Source organism: Limnohabitans rimovensis (SeqCode) (assembly GCF_965234775.1).
Lineage (GTDB): Bacteria > Pseudomonadota > Gammaproteobacteria > Burkholderiales > Burkholderiaceae_C > Limnohabitans > Limnohabitans rimovensis.
In genome coordinates this window covers 395,827-413,923 of the sequence record NZ_OZ248562.1, presented here as the reverse complement: position 1 = coordinate 413,923, position 18,097 = coordinate 395,827, and the positions used below count along the sequence as shown (strand labels likewise).

Below are 18,097 nucleotides of genomic sequence, written 5' to 3'. Positions count from 1 at the left end.
GTCAACCCGCATCGTTGTCCAGGCCTTCTTCTGGGTCAGGGCCCAAAGGCAACCTAGCCAAAGCCTCGGCCTCGGGCAAGGCCTCCACACCTTTCAAGACCCGGCGCATTTGTTTGCTGCGGGTGTCGGCGCGGTCCAAGGTGTCGGCGGCCTTTTGCACCTGCTCACGCACCTTGGCCACCCATTCGCCATAGCGGTCGAACTCGGTTTTGACCGCGCCCAGCACCTTCCACACCTCAGACGCTTGCTTCTCCAAAGCCAAGGTGCGAAAGCCCATGTGCAGACTGTTCAATATCGCCAGCAAGGTGGTGGGACCCGCCAGCGTAACGCGGTAATCGCGCTGCAAGCTGTCCATGAGACCTGGGCGGCGCAGCACCTCGGCATACAAGCCTTCCACCGGCAAAAACAGAATGGCAAAGTCGGTGGTGTGGGGCGGCGCCAAATAACTCTCGGCGATGCTCTTGGCCTCTTGGCGAATGCGTGACTCCATGGCCTTGGCCGATGCTTCGGCAGCAATCGGGTCGGCGCGGTCTTGGGCATCGAGCAGGCGCTCGTAATCTTCACGCGGAAACTTGGCGTCGATGGGCAACCACACCGCTGTGCCGTCATCACTTCGACCTGGCAGCTTGATGGCAAAGTCCACCCGCTGGTTGCTGCGCGGTTTGGTCTCCACTTGCTTGCCGTACTGCTCGATGGTCAGCACCTGTTCCAGCAAGGCCTCGAGTTGCACCTCGCCAAAAATGCCACGGGTCTTCACATTGGAGAGCACCCGCTGCAGATCTCCCACGCCTTGGGCCAAGGTTTTCATATGGCCCAAACCTTGGTGCACCTGCTCCAAACGCTCGGCCACTTGTTTGAAGCTTTCGCTCAAACGCGCTTCCAAGGTGGTTTGCAGTTTTTCGTCCACGGTTTGGCGCATCTCATCGAGCTTGGCGGCATTGGTTTTTTGCAATTGCTGCAGCTGCTGGTCCAAGGTGTCGCGCACCTCGGCCATGCGCCGCGCATTGCCCTCACTGAGCGCCAGCAACTGGGTGCTCAAGGTATCTCCCAGGTTTTTTTGCAGCAAGCCCAATTGCTCGGATTGAGCCTGCTGAAACTGCGCCAAATTGAGCGACAGCTCTTGGCGTGCACCGCGCGCGGATTCGCCCACCTCCAAGCGCATGTCGCGCTCCAAGCGGTTCAGTCGCTCGTGCAGTTGTTCCCAGACGGCGCTTTGGGCAGGGTCTGGCGCCGGTGCGGCACGGCGCCACAGCAACAGCGCCAGCATGGCGCACACGGCCAGTGCCGCCAGGGCCACCCAGGTGGGGGTATCGATCAACGGGTTGCCCCGATGACTTCGGGGTTGAGCGGCGTGCGCGCTTGGCCTTCGGTGAGGTAGCCAATCAGGTTGTCGGCTGCCAAATGCGCCATGGCCAATCGGGTGGCGACGGTGGAGCTGGCAATGTGCGGGGTGAGCACCACATTCTTCAAACCCAAAAAGCCAGGGTTGAGCGCAGGCTCGCCTTCAAACACATCCAAACCAGCGGCGGCAATACGGCCTTCGCGCAAGGCCACGATCAAGGCCGCGTCATCCACGATGCCGCCTCGGGCAATGTTGGTCAGGGTGGCGGTGGGTTTCATGCGCGCGATCTCGGCCGCGCCGATGGTGTGATGGGCTTCTTTGGAATACGGCACCACCAACACCAGGTGATCGGCTTGCACCAGCAATTCATCTTTGCCCACATAACGGGCCCCGCAAGCGGCCTCCACCTCAGGGCTCAAGCGGCTGCGGTTGTGATAAATCACTTGCATGCCAAAACCATGCGCGCCTCGGCGCGCAATGGCCTGGCCAATGCGCCCCATGCCCATGATGCCCAAGGTGCTGCCATGCACCTCGGCGCCAGCGAACAAGTCGTAACGCCATTGCTTCCACTGGCCGGCGCGCAAAAAATGCTCGCTTTCGGTCACACGGCGGGCCGCCGCCATCATCAAGGCAAAGCCAAAGTCGGCTGTGGTCTCGGTCAGCACATCGGGGGCATTGGTGGCCAACACGCCATGGCGGGTCATGGCGGGGACGTCCAAATTGTTGTAGCCCACCGACATGTTGGCGCAGATTTTGAGGTGCGGACATGCTTTCAGCACCTCTTCGTCCACCGGGTCGATGCCCATGCTGAAGGCGCCCACATGTTGGCTCAAACGCTGGGTCCACTCGGCCTTGCTCCAGGCCACATCGGCTTGGTTGTCGGTGACCTCAAAGTGCTGGCGCAGCCGGGCCACCACTTCGGGAAACACGGTGCGGGCAATCAGAATGCGGGGCTTGCTCAAAATAAGGCTCTCCTCGGAATGGGTCCCGCCTTCAGCGGAACCAAATGAAACCCATGATGATGAACAAGGGGATCAAGATGCCCCCCGACCACAACATGTAGCCGAAAAAGCTGGGCATCTTGACGCCACGGTCTTCGGCAATCGCCTTGACCATCAGATTGGGCGCATTGCCGATGTAGCTGTTGGCACCCATGAACACGGCGCCAGCAGAAATGGCGGCCAAGGTGGGCGCCAGCGTGGTCATCAACACCTGCGGCTCGCCGCCAGCGGTGTTGAAGAACACCAGATAGGTGGGCGCGTTGTCCAAAAAGGAACTCAACAAGCCCGTGATCCAAAAATACATCAGCACATCGGGGCTGCCATCGGGCTGGGTAACCGCTGAGACCACCGCGCCAAATGGCCCGTCAACGCCAGCCTTCAGCATCGCAATGACCGGAATGATGGTGAGGAAAATGCCAGCAAACAGCTTGGCAACCTCCTGCATGGGCGCCCAGCCGAATTGGTTGTCGGCATGCACCTGGGCCGGCGTCAAACGCAGCGACAGCAAGGTGACCAAGACCAAACCGAGGTCACGCAGCAGGCCGGGCAATCCGACCTCGGTGCCCCAGACATCGAACACCACGCTGCTGGTCCAGACGCCGCTCATCAGCACCAGCGCGACGATCACCGCCAGCAGCACAAAATTGCCGGCACCATCAAAGCCGATGGATCGGCTCACTGGCGTCGGATCGACCGGTAGCATTTCCTCACGGCGGTGATACAGCCAAGCATCCAGCGCGTAGAAAATGGCCAGCAAACTGACCACCAGAAACAGGGTCTGGGGCAGCAAGGTCTGTAGCGTCCAGAAAAAATCCACGCCTTTGAGAAAACCCAAGAACAGCGGCGGGTCGCCCAAGGGCGTGAGCGAGCCGCCCGCATTGGAGACAATGAAAATGAAAAAGATGACCACATGGGCCACATGCCGACGGTCATCGTTGGCTCGGATCAGGGGTCGGATCAGCAGCATCGAGGCGCCGGTGGTGCCCATGACGCTGGCCAACACCGCACCCACACCCAAAATGGTGGTGTTGAGTCCGGGGCTGCCGCGCAAATTGCCGCGGATATAAATGCCGCCGGAGACGGTGTAGAGCGCCGTCAGCAAAATGATGAAGGAGATGTACTCGGCCAGCAGGGCGTGCACAAAGTTGGCGGCGGCCAGGCCAGGGCCATAAACCGCCGCAAAGGGCAGCAAGAAAGCCAATGCCCAGCCAGCTGCGATCTTGCCGTAGTGGTGGTGCCACAGCGTGGGTGTCAGCAGGGGGCACAAGGCGATTGACAACAAGATGCCCGCAAAAGGCAGGCCCCACCAGGCACTGAGCGCTGCGCCATCGATGCTCGCCGCGCCCGCCAGGCCCGGACACAGCAACAGGGGCGCAAACAGCGCCAAAGCGCGATGCCAAAAAGTTTTATTCATAGGCCAAGTCAAAAACATAGTAAGTCCCCATTGTCACAAAAGCACCGTCCGAAGATCAGCGGCACCGCAAGCCACTGAATCAATCAGCGGCTTTGATATCGAAGACCTGGCGCAAATAAGCCAGGTACTTCTCGTCATCACACATGTTCTTGGACGGCGTGTCGGAGAGCTTGGCCACTGGCTGGCCATTGCAGCGCACCATTTTGATGACGATTTGCAGCGGCTCATAGCCCAAGTCGTTGGTGAGGTTGGTGCCAATGCCAAACGCGAGTTGGCAGCGGCCACGAAAGCGTTGGTACAGCTCAATGGTGCGCGGCACGGTCAGGCCGTCGCTGAAGATCAAGGTTTTGGTCAGCGGGTCGACTCGGTTGTTTTTGTAATGTTCGAGCAAGCGCTCGCCCCAGGTGAAGGGGTCGCCGCTGTCGTGGCGGGCGCCGTCGAAGAGCTTGCAAAAGTACATGTCGAAGTCGCGCAAAAAGGGCTCGATGCCGTACACATCGCTCAGGGCAATGCCCAGGTCGCCACGGTATTCACGCGCCCAGGTCTCAAAACCAAAAACCTGGCTGTCACGCAGCCGTGGCCCCAAGGCTTGGCAGGCTTGCAGGTATTCGTGGGCCATGGTGCCCAAAGGGGTCAAGCCCAGCTTCATGGCAAACAAGGCGTTGCTGGTCCCGGCAAATTGGCCGCTGGGGCCGGTGCCCAGGCGGTCGGCCAACACACGCAGGACTTCTTCATGCCAGGCTTTGGAAAAACGCCGGCGTGTGCCGTAGTCAGCGATTTTCAATTCGCGCAGACCTTCCGCCTGGAGTTGACCGATTTTGCGGTCCAAGCGCTCGCGGCCTTGCAAAAAATCTGGCAGGCGTTGGGTGTGCCGGAAAAACACCTCGTTGACGATGGCCAAGACCGGGATTTCAAACAAGATGGTGTGCAACCAGGGGCCGCGGATGGCGATGTCGATTTCGCCCGAAGGCAAGGCTTCGATCTCGATGTATTTTTCGTTGAGTTTGAAGAGCCCCAAAAAATCCACAAAGTCGCTTTTGATGAAGCGCAAGCTGCGCAGCCACAGCAACTCTGGGTCTTGAAACTTCAAACTGCACAGCGAACGCACCTCGGTGCGGATTTCGTGCACCAAGGGCCCCAACTGCACCCCGGGATTGCGGCACTTGAAGCGGTATTCCACCTGCGCACCCGGAAACTGATGCAGCACCGCCTGCATCATGGTGAACTTGTACAGATCGGTGTCGAGCAGACTGGTGATGATCATGGTGCGGCGTCACACCAATGGGTGAAGCTGGCCACATCTTCGCGGGGGGTGAAAAAGGTGTTGACCGGCTCGTCGGCCTTGATCCACCCCAGCGACATGCCGCACACCAGCATCTCGCTGTCAGGGGCACCGATGTGGGGCAAGATGATGTTGGCAAAGTTGTTCCACGCCGCTTGCGGACAGGTGTGCAAACCGCGGGCGCGGGCGGCGACCATGATGTTTTGCAAGAACATGCCGTAGTCGAGCAAGGAGCCGCGGCCCATGACCTTGTCGATGGTGAACATCAAGCCCACCGGCGCATCAAAAAAGCAAAAGTTGCGCTGGTGTTGGGCGTGCATTTTGTCTTTTTCACCTTTGACAATGCCCAACAAACCATACAAGCCCCAGCCGTTTTCGCGCCGCCGATCAATGTAGGGGCTGACCCATTTTTCCGGGTAGTAGTCGTAGGCTTCTTGGTAGTCGGCGGCTTTTTCAGGGTGATCGCGCAAGTCGTCGTGGGCTGCGCACACTTTTTGCACCAAGCTGTCGCGGTTGGCGCCTTGCAAGACATACACCTTCCACGGCTGGGTGTTGGTGCCCGATGGGGCCCGGCTCGCCACTTGCAAAATGGCTTCGATGGTGGCGCGCGGCACCGCTTGGTCCGTGAAAGCGCGCATGGACATGCGGCTGGTGATGGCCTCGTCCACGGCTTGGCTGCGTTCGCTGGGGGTCATGTCAAGGTCTCCAATAATTGTTTGAGGGGTTGCGGCAGGCTGACGGGGCGGCGGCTCACGCGGTCCACATATACGTGCACAAAATGACCGCGCGCTGCGCACAGGTCTTGGTCTTGGGCAAACAAAGCCACTTCGTAACGCACGCTGGAGCTGCCCAGTCGCGCCACCCGCAACCCGGCTTCAACAGTTTGCGGAAAGGCCAGCGGCGAAAAATAGTTGCACTGGGTTTCGACCACCAAACCAATCGCCTCGCCGTGGTGGATGTCGAGCACCCCGTGTTCGATCAAGTAGGCGTTGACCGCGGTGTCAAACCAGCTGTAATAAACCACGTTGTTCACGTGTCCGTACGCGTCGTTGTCCATCCAGCGCGTGCCAATGCTGCGAAAGGCCTTGTAGGCGTTGCGCGGCTCGGGTTCGATGCGGGCTGGGGCTTGCGTGCTCATGGGCGCCGATTCTGCCAGCGTTGCCAATGGGCGGCCGCCACCGCAAAAGTGTTGATTTGCACTTGCACCGTGTCCTCGATGTCCACCCCATAACCGCCCGCCATGGCCATGGCCAAGGGCAGGCCACGCGCATGGGCCCAGTCCATGACGCGCCGATCGCGCGCCTCCAAACCATCAAAGCTGAGTTTGAGCCGGCCCAAGCGGTCCCCCTCATGGGGGTCGGCACCGGCCAAATAAATCACCAGCCCTGGGTCAAAGCGCTCGCCCAAATGCTGCAAAGCCAGTTCCAAAGCAGCCAGGTATTCGTCGTCGCCACAGCCGTCGGGCAGCTCCACGTCCAAGTCGCTGGCTTCTTTGCGAAAAGGAAAGTTTTTGGCCCCATGCAACGACATGGTGAAGACGCTGGGGTCGCCTTGAAAAATCCGTGCCGTGCCATTGCCTTGGTGCACATCCAAATCGATGATCGCCACGGCCAAGGGCTGGCGATGGCTGCGCGACCACTCGGCCTGCATCAGCCGGGCGCACACGGCGGCATCGTTGAACACACAAAAACCGCTACCCTTGTCGGGATAGGCGTGGTGGGTGCCACCAGCCAAGTTGGCCGCCAAACCCTCACGCAAGGCGCTGCGCGCAGCCATCACCGTCGCGCCGCTCGAGCGGCGGGCCCGCTCGACCATGCCTGGCGTCCAGGGAAAGCCAATTTCGCGCTGTTGGGCCGGGCTCAGGCTGCCACTGACCACCGCCTCGATGTAGGCCGGGGTGTGGACCAGGGCCAGCTCGCCATCGCTGACCGGCTCAGCCAGGGACAGTCGCAACTGGGGCAACTCCTCCCCCAACCGGGTGCGCAAGCGCTCGTACTTGCCCATGGGAAAGCGATGTCCAGGGGGGAGTTGCTGCACATGGGGGGTGGCGTAATAAATGTTCACGGCGGGTGATTGTCCCGGTTTGAAGCCGGTTTAGAACAGCCACTCTAATATGCTGCAATGCAACAAAAATAGCTTGAAAACACCCGGGGTAACCCTATACTTCAATCCATGCTGCAACGCAACAAATCAACCGCGACGCAGTGAAACCCAACTTAAAGGAAACACCATGATCACCGTTGACCAAATTGCCTCCAGCCAAAAAGCCAACCTCGAAACCTTCTACGGCCTGACCCACTCAGCTTTTGCCGGTTTCGAAAAAATGGTTGAACTCAACCTGACCGCCACCAAAGCCGCTTTGTCGGAAACCATGGGCCACGCCCACGCCGCCATGGGTGTCAAAGATGCCCAAGAACTGATGGCCCTGCAAGCCGGTTTGATCCAGCCTTTGGCTGAAAAGTCAGTTTCCTACAGCCGCCACCTGTACGACATCGCCACCAGCACCGGTGCTCAGTTCGGCAAGGCCATGGAAGACAAGTCTGTCGAAGCCCAAAAAACCTTCGCCAACCTGATTGACTCGGCCGCCAAAAACGCACCCGCCGGTTCCGAGACCGCTGTGTCGATGGTCAAAAGCGCTGTGGCCGCCAGCCAAAACGCCATGGAATCCATGCAAAAGGCTGTCAAGCAAGCCACCGACATGGCCGAAGCCAACTTCAACGCCGTGACCGCATCCGCTGTCACCGCCGCCAAGACCGCCAGCAAAAAGCGTTGAATCTTTGGGCCACATGGCCCCAAAGGCTAACCTTTGTCTCCTCGGATCCTGTCGCAACCTTTGGGTTCCGGGATCCCTTAAAGGCCCCGTTGCAAAACGGGGCCTCTTTTTTGGGACAACTTTTTTAATTACTTTTGCTTGACCGACTTGATCTTGCCGCCAAAGCCAGTGACTTCGGCATCAAAGGTACGGAAGATATTGAGAAAGTTGAATTCGTCCACGGTGTACTTTGGGGCCACCAACAGATCCGATTTGTTGGTCTGCAAAGCCTTGTAGGCGGCGGCCGACTTGGCCTCCTCGACAGCACCAGAACCAAATGAGGGCTTGCCAACGCCATAGTTGATGCCATCCGCAAATTGGCTGTCACCAAATTTGATAAAACCAAAAATAACGGTTGTTTTAGAACGACCTGTGACCCTGGGGCCAATTTCAATCTCCGGGCTGAAATCGGCTTCTATGGATGAACTCATGCCCGAGGATGGGGCGCTCTGGTTGAGTGAAGAGCAACCGGCGAATGTCACAGATAGGGCCAGCACGGAAAGCAGTTTGGTGTATTTCATGGGGAAATGGCATTTTTATTTGTCGAAATTGACTTTTTTATTGTAATTCAACAAATGAAATAGAAATTTGTCTAGAACAAATAAACGGTAGCAGCCTCAGCGGCCCGCGTTGAGCGCCAATTTCAGGGCCGGCAAAGCGGCCAGCATGGCGGCACGACCCGCTTCGATGGCGCGCAAACGGGCATTGAAGTCGGCACTGCTCACGCCGGTCAAGTTGGGGCGCACCACCACTTGGGCCTCTTTGAGCTCCAGCGTTTTGATGCTTTTGCCCATGATGTTGAAGGTTTGCAGCAGGATTTGCAGCATCGACTCGGCCTGGCTGCCTTCTGGGGTGGTGGAAATGTCCACCGCCAATACCACTTCTGCCCCCATCTCCCGGGCATAGCGCACGGGCACGGGTGCGACCAAGCCGCCGTCGACATAGTCGCGGTTGTTGATGCGCACCGGCAAAAACACCGAGGGCACAGCACTGGAGGCGCGCACCGCCGTGGCGGTGTCCCCGCGTTGGAACAGCACCCCCTCGCCCAAATTCAAGTCGGTGGCCACGATGCCCAAGCGGATGGGCAATTCTTCGATCTTGCGCCCTTGGGTCTGGGCCGTCACATAGCGGGCCAAGGCCTCGCCGCGCAACACACCCCGGTTCAAAAAGGGCAAGGCCCAATCGGTGATGGTGGACTCCTCCATCGTCTCGGCGATGCGCTGCAACTGGGCACCGGTTTTGCCACTGGCATACAAAGCGCCGACCAAACTGCCCGCTGAAGTGCCCACCACCAAGTCGGGCTTGATGCCCGCTTCTTCAAGCACTTGCAACACCCCCACGTGGGCAAAGCCGCGCGCACCACCGCCCCCCAAGGCCAAGCCCAAGCGTTTGGGCTTGGCGGGCACCACCTCTGGCGTGGGGGCAGGGATTTGCGCATCCTGCGGGGGTGCTGGGGGTGTCGAGCAACCCACCAACCAGGCCAGTGCGGTCAGCGCGGTCCAGGTCTGGACGCGGCGCGAAAAAAGGTCAAGGGTCATGGTGGGGTTCTCGGTCAAAGATGGCAGCGCAAATGCACAACCGCCATTGTCGTTGCTGATGCACCAACCAGGTTGGGCCGTGGCCGATAATTGGGCCTCAAACCGATTCAATCAGGAGCTCAAAAATGGACATTTCAGGCAAAGTTTTCATCGTCACCGGCGGTGCTTCGGGGCTGGGCGAGGGCACGGCCCGCATGCTCGCAGCCAAGGGTGGCAAGGTGGTGATTGCCGACATGCAGGTCGAAAAAGGCGAGGCGATTGCCAAAGAAATTGGTGGCGCCTTCATGCGCTGCGACGTCAGCAGCGAGGCCGATGGCCAGGCCGTGGTGGCCAAGGCGGTTTCCATGGGCAAGCTGATGGGCTTGGTTAACTGCGCGGGCATTGCACCCGCCGAAAAAACCGTGGGCAAAAACGGCGCGCATTCCTTGGCCGTGTTCACCAAGACCGTCACCGTCAACCTGATTGGCACCTTCAACATGATCCGCTTGGCCGCTGAGGCCATGTGCAAAAACGACCCCGAGCCCACTGCCGAGCGCGGGGCCATCATCAACACCGCTTCGGTGGCAGCCTATGACGGCCAAATTGGCCAGGCCGCCTACTCAGCCACCAAGGGCGGCGTGGTCGGCATGACCTTGCCCATCGCCCGCGACCTGGCCCGCAACGGCATTCGCAACATGACGATTGCCCCCGGCATTTTTGGCACCCCCATGATGTTTGGCATGCCCCAAGACGTGCAAGACGCTTTGGCCGCCAGCGTGCCCTTCCCGTCCCGCTTGGGCACCCCCCAGGACTACGCCCGCTTGGCGGTGCACATCTTTGAAAACGAGATGCTCAACGGCGAGGTGATTCGCTTGGATGGCGCCATCCGCATGGCACCGAAGTGACCCCTAGGCCCCTGCGCGCATGAAGGCTGAGCCCCAGCCGGCCGCAGGCGGCCGGCTCCACCCGCGCGCCAAGGCGCGCTGGGTCCTTCCCCTGCTGTGGGGCTTGTGCGCCCCTTTGGCCTGGGCACAAACCGACCAGCCGCTGCAACCCGAGGCGGCCACGGGCTTGGTGGCGCAAAGCAGCGTTCGCTTTGCACGCCAAGGCGTGAGCGCCGCCCACCCCTTGGCCAGCCAAGCGGGCTTGAACATCTTGCGCCAAGGCGGGTCGGCATTGGACGCGGCCATCGCTGTGCAAATGGTGCTCACCTTGGTCGAGCCGCAATCGAGCGGCATTGGCGGCGGGGCATTTTTGCTCTACCACGACGGCCAACGCGTGCGGGCCTATGACGGGCGCGAAACCGCCCCAGCAGCCGCCACCGAAAACCTGTTCATGCGCGAAGGCCGCGCCATGGACATGCGATCTGCGGCCATCGGCGGTTTGTCGGTGGGTGTGCCCGGCGTGTTGCGCATGCTCGAATTGGCGCACCGCGCTCATGGCCGCCTGCCTTGGGCGCGTTTGTTCGAACCCGCCATCGCCTTGGCCCAGAACGGATTTCCGATGGGGCACCGGCTGCATCAGTTGCTGCGCAGTGCCACCGATTTGCAACAAGACCCCCAGGCGCGGGCCTATTTTTACCAAGCCAATGGCCAGCCCTGGCCTGTCGGTCACCGCTTGCAAAACCCGGGCTTGGCCCAGGTGTTGCAACGCATCGCCGATGGCGGGGCGGATGCGTTTCACCAAGGCGCGATCGCACAAGCCATGGTGCAAAAAGTACAAAACCACCCCGACAACCCTGGCTTGATGCACCTGGAAGACCTGCGCCAATACCGCGCCATCGAACGCGAACCGCTGTGCTTTGACCACGCCGCCCAAGGCGTGGTGCACCAGGTGTGCGGCTTTCCCCCGCCCAGCTCGGGCGCGGTGGCCATGGCCCAAATTTTGGGCATGCTGGCCAGCGCTGTGCCCCGCACCGCGCCCGCACCGTCTTTGCGCCCAGACACCGTCGCCAACCCGGGGCAGACCCCCTGGGTTTGGGACGAGGCCTGGCTGCACACCTACACCGAAGCGGCGCGTTTGGCCTATGCCGACCGTGCTCAGTATCTGGCCGACCCCGACTTTGTCACGGCACCCGGTAGCGATTGGCGCAGCCTGATCGCGCCGGCTTATGTGGCGCAACGCGCCCAGTTGATTGGCCCGCGTCGCATGGCCAACGCACCCGCCGGTTTGCCCGGCGCTGCGCCCCTGGCCCTGGCGCCCATGGCCGAGCAAACCGAGCGGGGCACAAGCCACCTGAGCATCACCGACGCCTGGGGCCACACTTTGGCCATGACCTCCAGCATCGAATCGGCTTTTGGTGCCCACACCATGGTCAGCTTGGGCGAAATGGGGGGCTTTTTGCTCAACAACCAACTCACCGATTTCAGCTTTGTCCCGCGCAACGAACAAGGCCTGCCGGTGGCCAACCGCGTCGCGGCCGGCAAGCGCCCGCGTTCGTCCATGTCGCCCACCCTGGTGCTGCGCCGCTCAAGCACCGACCAGCCACCCCAAGTGCACATCAGCTTGGGCAGCCCTGGGGGTGCGGCCATCATCCACTACACCACCCAAGCCCTGTGGGGCCTGCTGTATGCGGGCTTGAACCCGCAGCAAGCCTTCGATCTGCCCCACCTCGCGCTGTTTTCGGCCCAAGGCTCGCTGTGGCTGGAAACCGGCCGCTTTGGACCAGCCACCCAACAGGCATTGACCCAGCGCGGTCACCCGCTGCGCCAGAGCGACTTGACCAGCGGCCTGCACGGTTTGCAACGGGTGCCAGGTGGCTGGCTGGGTGGGGCCGATGTGCGCCGCGAAGGGGCGGTGCGCGGCGACTGAGCACGCCCCATCTGGGGCTGATCCCAAACCAGACCGATGGGCCCTGCCTGAAGGTACCCCAGCGTTTGGCACCAAACCCAGGTGCTGCCCCCAGGATGTCGCTGCCTACAATGCCCGCTCCACCCGACGCACCCATGGCCATTCCCCAATCCTTTATCCAAGAGCTGTTGGCGCGCGCCGATGTGGTGGACATCGTGGGCCGCTATGTGCAGCTGAAAAAAGGTGGCGCAAATTACATGGGCCTGTGCCCTTTCCACGGCGAAAAGTCCCCCTCCTTTTCGGTCAGCCCGACCAAGCAGTTTTTCCATTGTTTTGGTTGTGGCAAAAACGGTAACGCCATTGGTTTTTTGATGGAACACGCCGGCATGAACTTTGTTGAGGCCGTCAAAGACCTGGCCCAAACCTATGGCATGCCCGTGCCCGAAGACGATGCCTCGCCCCAAGATCGTGAACGCGCCGCGCGGGCTCGCGAGCGCCAAGCCACCTTGAGCGATGTGCTGGAAAAAGCCGCAGAAGCCTACCGCAAGCACCTGAAAAACACCCCCCCAGCGGTGGAATACCTCAAAGGCCGCGGTCTGTCGGGTGAAATCGCCAAAGCCTATGGCCTGGGCTATGCCCCTGAAGGCTGGCGCAGCCTAGCCAGTGTCTTCCCCAATTACCAAGACCCTTTGTTGGTCGACAGCGGTTTGGTGATTCACCACGCCGAGGACGGCAGCGAAGACAAGCGCTATGACCGCTTTCGCGACCGCATCATGTTCCCCATCCGCAACATCAAAGGCGAGTGCATCGGCTTTGGCGGACGCGTGCTCGGCGAGGGCACGCCCAAATACCTGAACTCGCCAGAAACCCCTGTGTTCAGCAAGGGGCGCGAACTCTACGGTTTGTTTGAAGCGCGCCAAGCCTTGCGCGATTCGGGCTATGTGCTGGTGACCGAAGGCTATATGGATGTGGTGGCCCTGGCCCAATGGGGCTTTCCCCAGGCCGTGGCCACGCTGGGCACCGCTTGCACCCCGGAGCATGTGCAAAAACTGTTTCGCTTCAGCGATGCCGTGGTGTTCAGCTTTGACGGTGATGCCGCCGGTCGGCGTGCGGCGCGCAAGGCCTTGGACGTGGCCTTGCCCTTTGCCACCGATGTGCGCAGCGTGAAGTTTTTGTTCTTGCCCGCCGAACACGACCCCGACAGCTACATCCGCGCCTTTGGTCCCGAGGCCTTTGCGCGTTGCGTGAGCGAGGCCATGCCCTTGAGCCGGTTCATGATCGATGCCGCCCGCGAAGGCTGCGACCTGAGCAGCGCCGAAGGCCGCGCCCACCTGGCCAGCAACGCCCGCGACCTGTGGCTCACCCTGCCCGATGGCGCACTCAAACGCCAACTTCTGGCTGAATTTGCTGAATTGATCCAACTCGGTCTGCACGAGTTGCAGTCGCTGTGGCAACCGCCCAACCCCAGCCCATCCAAATGGCCCCGGCGCCAAACCGCAGGGGAAGCCGCACCGGGTAACGGTGCCAGCGCAGCGCCCTACCCCCGGCGTTTCAGCACCGACAAGCCGCCACGCGGCATGGGCCGACAGTTGCCCGCCAGCCGTGCCGACCATGCCGTGCGTTTGCTGCTGGCCGACATGCGCCAGTGGCAAGACCTGAGCAGCGAAGAACACCTGATGCTGTGCGAATTGCCCGCGCCGCATGGCCCCTTGTTCATTTGGCTTGACAGCCAACACCAAGAGCACGGCACTTTGCCCTGGGGGGCCTTGCGCGAAGGCCTGCGCGAGCACCCCAGCGAAGCCCTGGCCTTGAAAGTCATGGACACCGGCTTTGAGGTCACCCCCATGACCCACACCGACGAGCCCAGCCCCCAAGCCATGACCGAACACGCCTTGGCCTTGGAAAGCGCGGCCGAGCTCAAGGCCTTGCTCACCCGTTTGCTCATCGAACGGCTCAAAGCCCAAGAGACACAGGCGATTGCCAGCGCCCAAATCGACCCCGGCGCGCTCGAGCGCTACCGCACCTTGCAAGCACGCCGCCGCTCGTTGGAAACCCCGCCAGAGGTATAATCCACTCCTCCTACCCGCAAGCGCGACAGCAGCACCTCCGAATTTGGCCAACCCAGGGCAAGCGCCCCCACCGGCCAGCCACCCGCAAGGACTGCACCCCAAATGTTCGCCCACCCCCTTGCACAGGACCCCCAGCCCAGCCCACGCGCCCTTCGGGTGCAGGGTGTTTTTTTGTCTCTCAATGGAGGATGAGTTCCATGCCTGCTCAAAAACCCAAAAAGAACGCTCAGCCCGCCCCTAAAGGCGTCAAAGCCGCTGCGCCGCTCAAGAAAACTGCCCCAAAACCGTTGAGCGCCAAGACCGCCAAGAAAGCCATGCCAGTGACCTCCGCCAAAGCCAAGCCCGCCCCCAAAGTCGCCACCAAAGCAGCGCCCGCAAAACCTGCCGCCAAGCCCGCCACCAAAGCGACGGCCAAACCCATTGCCAAACCCACGGCCAAGCCAGCTGCGAAGCCAGCCGCCAAAGTCGCGGCCAAGCCCGTAGTAGCCGCCAAAACACCGGTCAAAGCACCCGTCAAAGCGCCCATGAAAGCAGCCTCCGCTAAGCCGCCGGCCAAGCCTGCGGCCAAAGCAGCGACGCCCGCCGCCAAAGGCAAGGCTGCGGCCAAAGCCAAGGGCAAAGGCCCGGGGTTGGAAGAAGACTTGCCCGATTTGGAAGCCGAATTTGCCGAGGAAGCACCCGCCGCCGCTGGTGAAAAGGTCAAGCCCCTGCGCATGAAGATCAGCAAGGCCAAAGAACGCGCCTTGATGAAAGAGTTTGGCCTGGACGAAACCGTCCTGTCAGAAGAAGACCTGGCCAAGCGCCGCCTGCGCTTGAAGACCCTGATCAAGATGGGCAAAACCCGGGGTTACCTGACCCACGGCGAGATTTCTGACCACCTGCCCGACAAATTGGTCGACGCCGAGACCATGGAAGTGGTCATCACCATGCTGAACGACATGGGTGTGGCGGTTTACGAACAAACGCCTGACGCAGAAACCCTGCTGATCACCAACACCGGCCCCACCGTGGCCAGTGAAGAAGAAGCCGAAGAAGAAGCCGAAGCCGCTTTGTCCACCGTGGACAGCGAGTTTGGCCGCACCACTGACCCGGTGCGCATGTACATGCGCGAAATGGGCACGGTGGAGCTGCTGACCCGCGAAGGCGAAATTGAAATCGCCAAGCGCATCGAAGGCGGCTTGATGGACATGATGGCCGCCATCAGCGCATCGCCGGCCACCATTGCCGAAATCCTCCGCCTGGCCACGGACATCCGCGAAGACAAGGTGGTCATCTCCACCATCGTTGACGGTTTCAGCAACGCCAACGAGGCCGACGACTACGTGGCCGAAGAAGACTTCGACGAGTTCGACGAAGCCGACGACGACGACGGCAAGGGCGGCTCCAAGGCGCTGACCAAAAAACTCGAAGAACTCAAGCGCGAAGCCTTGGAGCGCTTTGACCGCATTGCCAGCTTGTTTGAAAAGGTCCACAAGGCCTACGACAAAGAAGGCTACGGCACGCCCAATTACATGAAGGCGCAAAAGGCCTTGAGCGAAGAGCTCATGACCATTCGCTTCACCGCCCGCACCATCGAGCGCCTGTGTGAAATGGTGCGCGCCCAGGTGGAAGACGTGCGCAAAAAAGAGCGCCAACTGCGCCGCATCATTGTCGACAAATGCGGCATGCCGCAAGACGTGTTCGTCAAAGACTTTCCGGCCAACCTGCTCAACCTCAAGTGGGTGGAAAAGCAAGCCGCTGCGGGCAAGCCCTGGTCGGCCACCATGGCACGCAACATCCCGCCGGTGCAAGAGCTGCAACAGCGCCTGATCGAGCTGCAAACCCGCGTGGTCGTGCCCTTGGCCGAGCTCAAAGACATCAACAAGCGCATGAACCAAGGCGAGGCCAATTCACGCCACGCCAAGAAAGAGATGATCGAGGCCAACCTGCGCTTGGTCATCTCGATTGCCAAAAAATACACCAACCGTGGCTTGCAGTTCTTGGATTTGATCCAAGAGGGCAACATCGGTTTGATGAAGGCCGTGGACAAGTTCGAATACCGCCGGGGCTACAAGTTCTCCACCTACGCCACTTGGTGGATTCGCCAGGCCATCACCCGCTCGATCGCCGATCAGGCCCGCACGATCCGCATCCCGGTGCACATGATCGAGACCATCAACAAGATGAACCGCATCAGCCGCCAACACTTGCAAGAGTTTGGTTTTGAGCCCGATGCCTCCATCCTGGCCGAGAAGATGGAAATCCCCGAAGACAAGATCCGCAAGATCATGAAGATCGCCAAGGAGCCCATCTCCATGGAAACGCCCATCGGTGACGACGACGACTCGCACCTGGGCGACTTCATCGAAGACAGCGCCAACACCGCCCCCATTGAAGCGGCGATGCAAGCGGGCTTGCGCGATGTGGTCAAAGACATCCTCGACGGCCTCACCCCGCGCGAAGCCAAGGTGCTGCGCATGCGCTTTGGCATTGAAATGTCCACCGACCACACCCTGGAAGAAGTGGGCAAACAGTTTGACGTGACGCGCGAGCGCATCCGCCAAATCGAAGCCAAGGCCTTGCGCAAGTTGAAGCACCCCAGCCGCAGCGACAAACTGCGCAGCTTCATCGACACCATTTAAGCCACGCACGGCCATGAAAAAGGACGCCCCCGGGCGTCCTTTTTTGTTTGTCTTGCGGCCGATTCGTCCCTCAGTCAGGCCCCCGTGCCGCTAAAAATTAAAACCGCACAAATCCGGTGATCCCCAGTTCGCTGACATTGCCTTGGTCGCTCAGCGGTTGGCGCGTGCGGTAAACCACCTTGGCATACTTGCCTTGATAGCCGAAAGACAAGGCGTTGAAATAGCTCTCCCAGCCCAGCTCTAGCCAATGCTCGCCAGATAAGCGCAACCCATGGCTAAGCCCCGCCATGGCATGGCTGCGGATGGATTGGCCCACCACACGCCAACGCCTGTCGGTATCGGCATGGACCCAATCCACTTGGTATTTGGGCTCCAGAGTTTGCGTGATCACCCTTCGGTTCACATCGTTCATGCCGGTCAGCGAGGGCTTGGCAAAGCCGTTCTCATCTTTGCCCACCTGCTGGTTGTTGATGGTCAACTGGGTGTTGGGCATGTTCTTCCAAACCACCGCTGACATAGCGTCATTCACAGCAAAACCCAGCCTTTGCTGCGCATTGAGGCGGTAGGTGGCCCCGAGATCCAGCGCATAACCTTCGGCGCTGACTTTGGCATCTCGGATGTAGGGATAGGTCGCGCTGGAGGCACTGTCGTTGGTGTTGACATTGAAGAGATAGGCGGCGTTTGTTTGTTGCACCGTGCCATTGGCCTCGGTCAAGCGCAAACTGTTGCCCATCAAGGCACTGACCCCCAGTCCCAGGGCCCAGGTCTGCTGTCCCAAGCCTTGAAAGCCAAAGGCCTTTTCCACCTTCAGGCCCGTGGCCTCGTAGCCTGCAAACTGCACACCCACGGGCATGGCCTGTGAACTGGGCAGTGAGCGCCCCGCCATGTTGGCGTTGAGCACATCCAAGGTTTTTTCTTCAATCTCCAACCAGGCATCTTGTTTTTTAAACACCGAGAAACGCCAGCCTGGCCGCTCATACCCCAGGGCCAGCATGGATTGGAAGATGGCCAAGTTTTTGCCAGAACGGGGGGCGTATTTCACATCGCCTTTGTACACCTCACCCGCAAACATAGGCCCCATGCCACTGTTGGCCATGAAGGTGTTGGCCTCTAATGCGTACGCCGAGGCAAAGCCTTGTGAGCTTGTCACCTCGGCCAACTCTGCGGGGTTGCCCAGGTGGAGCACGCCAGACCATGCGGGCAGGCCCAGGGCCCACAGGGCGACCACCGCACTGCGTCGTGCACTCAT

15 protein-coding genes are annotated in these 18,097 nt (G+C 60.6%); 5 read left to right on the top strand and 10 right to left on the bottom strand.

Going from position 1 to position 18,097, the window contains the following annotated elements; all coding sequences use genetic code 11:
• Nucleotide 1: 1 nt before the first annotated feature.
• The 7 genes from AC8GFZ_RS02005 to AC8GFZ_RS01975 form a co-directional block, all read right to left on the bottom strand.
• A complete protein-coding gene (locus AC8GFZ_RS02005; protein WP_506644192.1) occupies nt 2-1,315 on the bottom strand; it encodes a DNA recombination protein RmuC in 1,314 nt (437 codons plus the stop codon).
• Entirely contained in the window at nt 1,315-2,304 is a 990-nt protein-coding gene (locus AC8GFZ_RS02000; RefSeq protein WP_506641832.1) for a 2-hydroxyacid dehydrogenase, read from the bottom strand. Before AC8GFZ_RS02000 ends, AC8GFZ_RS02005 begins: the two co-directional genes overlap by 1 nt.
• Before the next feature lie 31 nt (nt 2,305-2,335).
• Nucleotides 2,336-3,757 (bottom strand): sodium:proton antiporter, encoded by a 1,422-nt coding sequence (locus AC8GFZ_RS01995; RefSeq protein ID WP_506641830.1) that lies wholly within the window; start codon nt 3,755-3,757, stop codon nt 2,336-2,338.
• A 79-nt stretch (nt 3,758-3,836) separates the two neighbouring features.
• Nucleotides 3,837-5,021 carry a nicotinate phosphoribosyltransferase gene (gene pncB, locus AC8GFZ_RS01990; protein WP_506641828.1) on the bottom strand — a complete coding sequence of 395 codons (1,185 nt, stop codon included), beginning with the start codon at nt 5,019-5,021 and terminating at the stop codon, nt 3,837-3,839.
• Complete coding sequence (locus tag AC8GFZ_RS01985) at nt 5,018-5,734, bottom strand: nitroreductase (RefSeq protein WP_506641826.1); 717 nt, start codon at nt 5,732-5,734, stop codon at nt 5,018-5,020. The genes pncB and AC8GFZ_RS01985 overlap by 4 nt, the downstream gene beginning before the upstream one ends.
• Nucleotides 5,731-6,177 (bottom strand): acyl-CoA thioesterase, encoded by a 447-nt coding sequence (locus AC8GFZ_RS01980; protein WP_506641824.1) that lies wholly within the window; start codon nt 6,175-6,177, stop codon nt 5,731-5,733. The genes AC8GFZ_RS01985 and AC8GFZ_RS01980 overlap by 4 nt, the downstream gene beginning before the upstream one ends.
• Nucleotides 6,174-7,103: a histone deacetylase family protein gene (locus AC8GFZ_RS01975; RefSeq protein WP_506641822.1), complete on the bottom strand. Its 930-nt coding sequence runs from the start codon at nt 7,101-7,103 to the stop codon at nt 6,174-6,176. Before AC8GFZ_RS01975 ends, AC8GFZ_RS01980 begins: the two co-directional genes overlap by 4 nt.
• A 166-nt stretch (nt 7,104-7,269) precedes the next feature.
• Between AC8GFZ_RS01975 and AC8GFZ_RS01970 the strand changes: the two genes are divergently transcribed.
• Nucleotides 7,270-7,812: a phasin family protein gene (locus AC8GFZ_RS01970; RefSeq protein ID WP_506641820.1), complete on the top strand. Its 543-nt coding sequence runs from the start codon at nt 7,270-7,272 to the stop codon at nt 7,810-7,812.
• A gap of 128 nt (nt 7,813-7,940) precedes the next feature.
• On the opposite strand, the gene AC8GFZ_RS01965 is transcribed toward AC8GFZ_RS01970, so the two are convergent.
• Nucleotides 7,941-8,282, bottom strand: coding sequence for a hypothetical protein (locus AC8GFZ_RS01965; RefSeq protein ID WP_506641818.1), 342 nt, complete (start codon nt 8,280-8,282; stop codon nt 7,941-7,943).
• A gap of 186 nt (nt 8,283-8,468) precedes the next feature.
• Nucleotides 8,469-9,389, bottom strand: a complete 921-nt coding sequence (locus AC8GFZ_RS01960) for a patatin-like phospholipase family protein (RefSeq protein ID WP_506641817.1) — start codon at nt 9,387-9,389, stop codon at nt 8,469-8,471.
• A gap of 125 nt (nt 9,390-9,514) precedes the next feature.
• Between AC8GFZ_RS01960 and AC8GFZ_RS01955 the strand changes: the two genes are divergently transcribed.
• From AC8GFZ_RS01955 to rpoD, 4 genes are all read left to right on the top strand, one after another.
• Nucleotides 9,515-10,273 carry a 3-hydroxyacyl-CoA dehydrogenase gene (locus AC8GFZ_RS01955; protein WP_506641815.1) on the top strand — a complete coding sequence of 253 codons (759 nt, stop codon included), beginning with the start codon at nt 9,515-9,517 and terminating at the stop codon, nt 10,271-10,273.
• Nucleotides 10,274-10,292: 19 nt separating this feature from the next.
• A complete protein-coding gene (locus tag AC8GFZ_RS01950; protein ID WP_506641813.1) occupies nt 10,293-12,179 on the top strand; it encodes a gamma-glutamyltransferase family protein in 1,887 nt (628 codons plus the stop codon).
• A gap of 134 nt (nt 12,180-12,313) precedes the next feature.
• Nucleotides 12,314-14,227 (top strand): DNA primase, encoded by a 1,914-nt coding sequence (dnaG, locus tag AC8GFZ_RS01945; protein WP_506641812.1) that lies wholly within the window; start codon nt 12,314-12,316, stop codon nt 14,225-14,227.
• 197 nt (nt 14,228-14,424) lie between these two features.
• On the top strand, nt 14,425-16,848 hold the full coding sequence (gene rpoD / locus AC8GFZ_RS01940) for an RNA polymerase sigma factor RpoD (protein ID WP_506641810.1): 2,424 nt from the start codon (nt 14,425-14,427) through the stop codon (nt 16,846-16,848).
• 97 nt (nt 16,849-16,945) lie between these two features.
• On the opposite strand, the gene AC8GFZ_RS01935 is transcribed toward rpoD, so the two are convergent.
• Nucleotides 16,946-18,097 carry a hypothetical protein gene (locus AC8GFZ_RS01935; RefSeq protein WP_506641808.1) on the bottom strand — a complete coding sequence of 384 codons (1,152 nt, stop codon included), beginning with the start codon at nt 18,095-18,097 and terminating at the stop codon, nt 16,946-16,948.

Excerpts from the sequence above, each read along its gene's own strand:
- AC8GFZ_RS01950 (WP_506641813.1), top strand. The coding sequence starts at position 10,293 with ATGAAGGCTGAGCCCCAGCCGGCCGCAGGCGGCCGGCTCCACCCGCGC.
- pncB (WP_506641828.1), bottom strand. The coding sequence starts at position 5,021 with ATGATCATCACCAGTCTGCTCGACACCGATCTGTACAAGTTCACCATG.
- dnaG (WP_506641812.1), top strand. The coding sequence starts at position 12,314 with ATGGCCATTCCCCAATCCTTTATCCAAGAGCTGTTGGCGCGCGCCGAT.
- AC8GFZ_RS01980 (WP_506641824.1), bottom strand. The coding sequence starts at position 6,177 with ATGAGCACGCAAGCCCCAGCCCGCATCGAACCCGAGCCGCGCAACGCC.
- AC8GFZ_RS01955 (WP_506641815.1), top strand. The coding sequence starts at position 9,515 with ATGGACATTTCAGGCAAAGTTTTCATCGTCACCGGCGGTGCTTCGGGG.
- AC8GFZ_RS01960 (WP_506641817.1), bottom strand. The coding sequence starts at position 9,389 with ATGACCCTTGACCTTTTTTCGCGCCGCGTCCAGACCTGGACCGCGCTG.
- AC8GFZ_RS01995 (WP_506641830.1), bottom strand. The coding sequence starts at position 3,757 with ATGAATAAAACTTTTTGGCATCGCGCTTTGGCGCTGTTTGCGCCCCTG.
- AC8GFZ_RS01935 (WP_506641808.1), bottom strand. The coding sequence starts at position 18,097 with ATGAGTGCACGACGCAGTGCGGTGGTCGCCCTGTGGGCCCTGGGCCTG.
- AC8GFZ_RS01970 (WP_506641820.1), top strand. The coding sequence starts at position 7,270 with ATGATCACCGTTGACCAAATTGCCTCCAGCCAAAAAGCCAACCTCGAA.
- AC8GFZ_RS01985 (WP_506641826.1), bottom strand. The coding sequence starts at position 5,734 with ATGACCCCCAGCGAACGCAGCCAAGCCGTGGACGAGGCCATCACCAGC.
- rpoD (WP_506641810.1), top strand. The coding sequence starts at position 14,425 with ATGCCTGCTCAAAAACCCAAAAAGAACGCTCAGCCCGCCCCTAAAGGC.
- AC8GFZ_RS01965 (WP_506641818.1), bottom strand. The coding sequence starts at position 8,282 with ATGAGTTCATCCATAGAAGCCGATTTCAGCCCGGAGATTGAAATTGGC.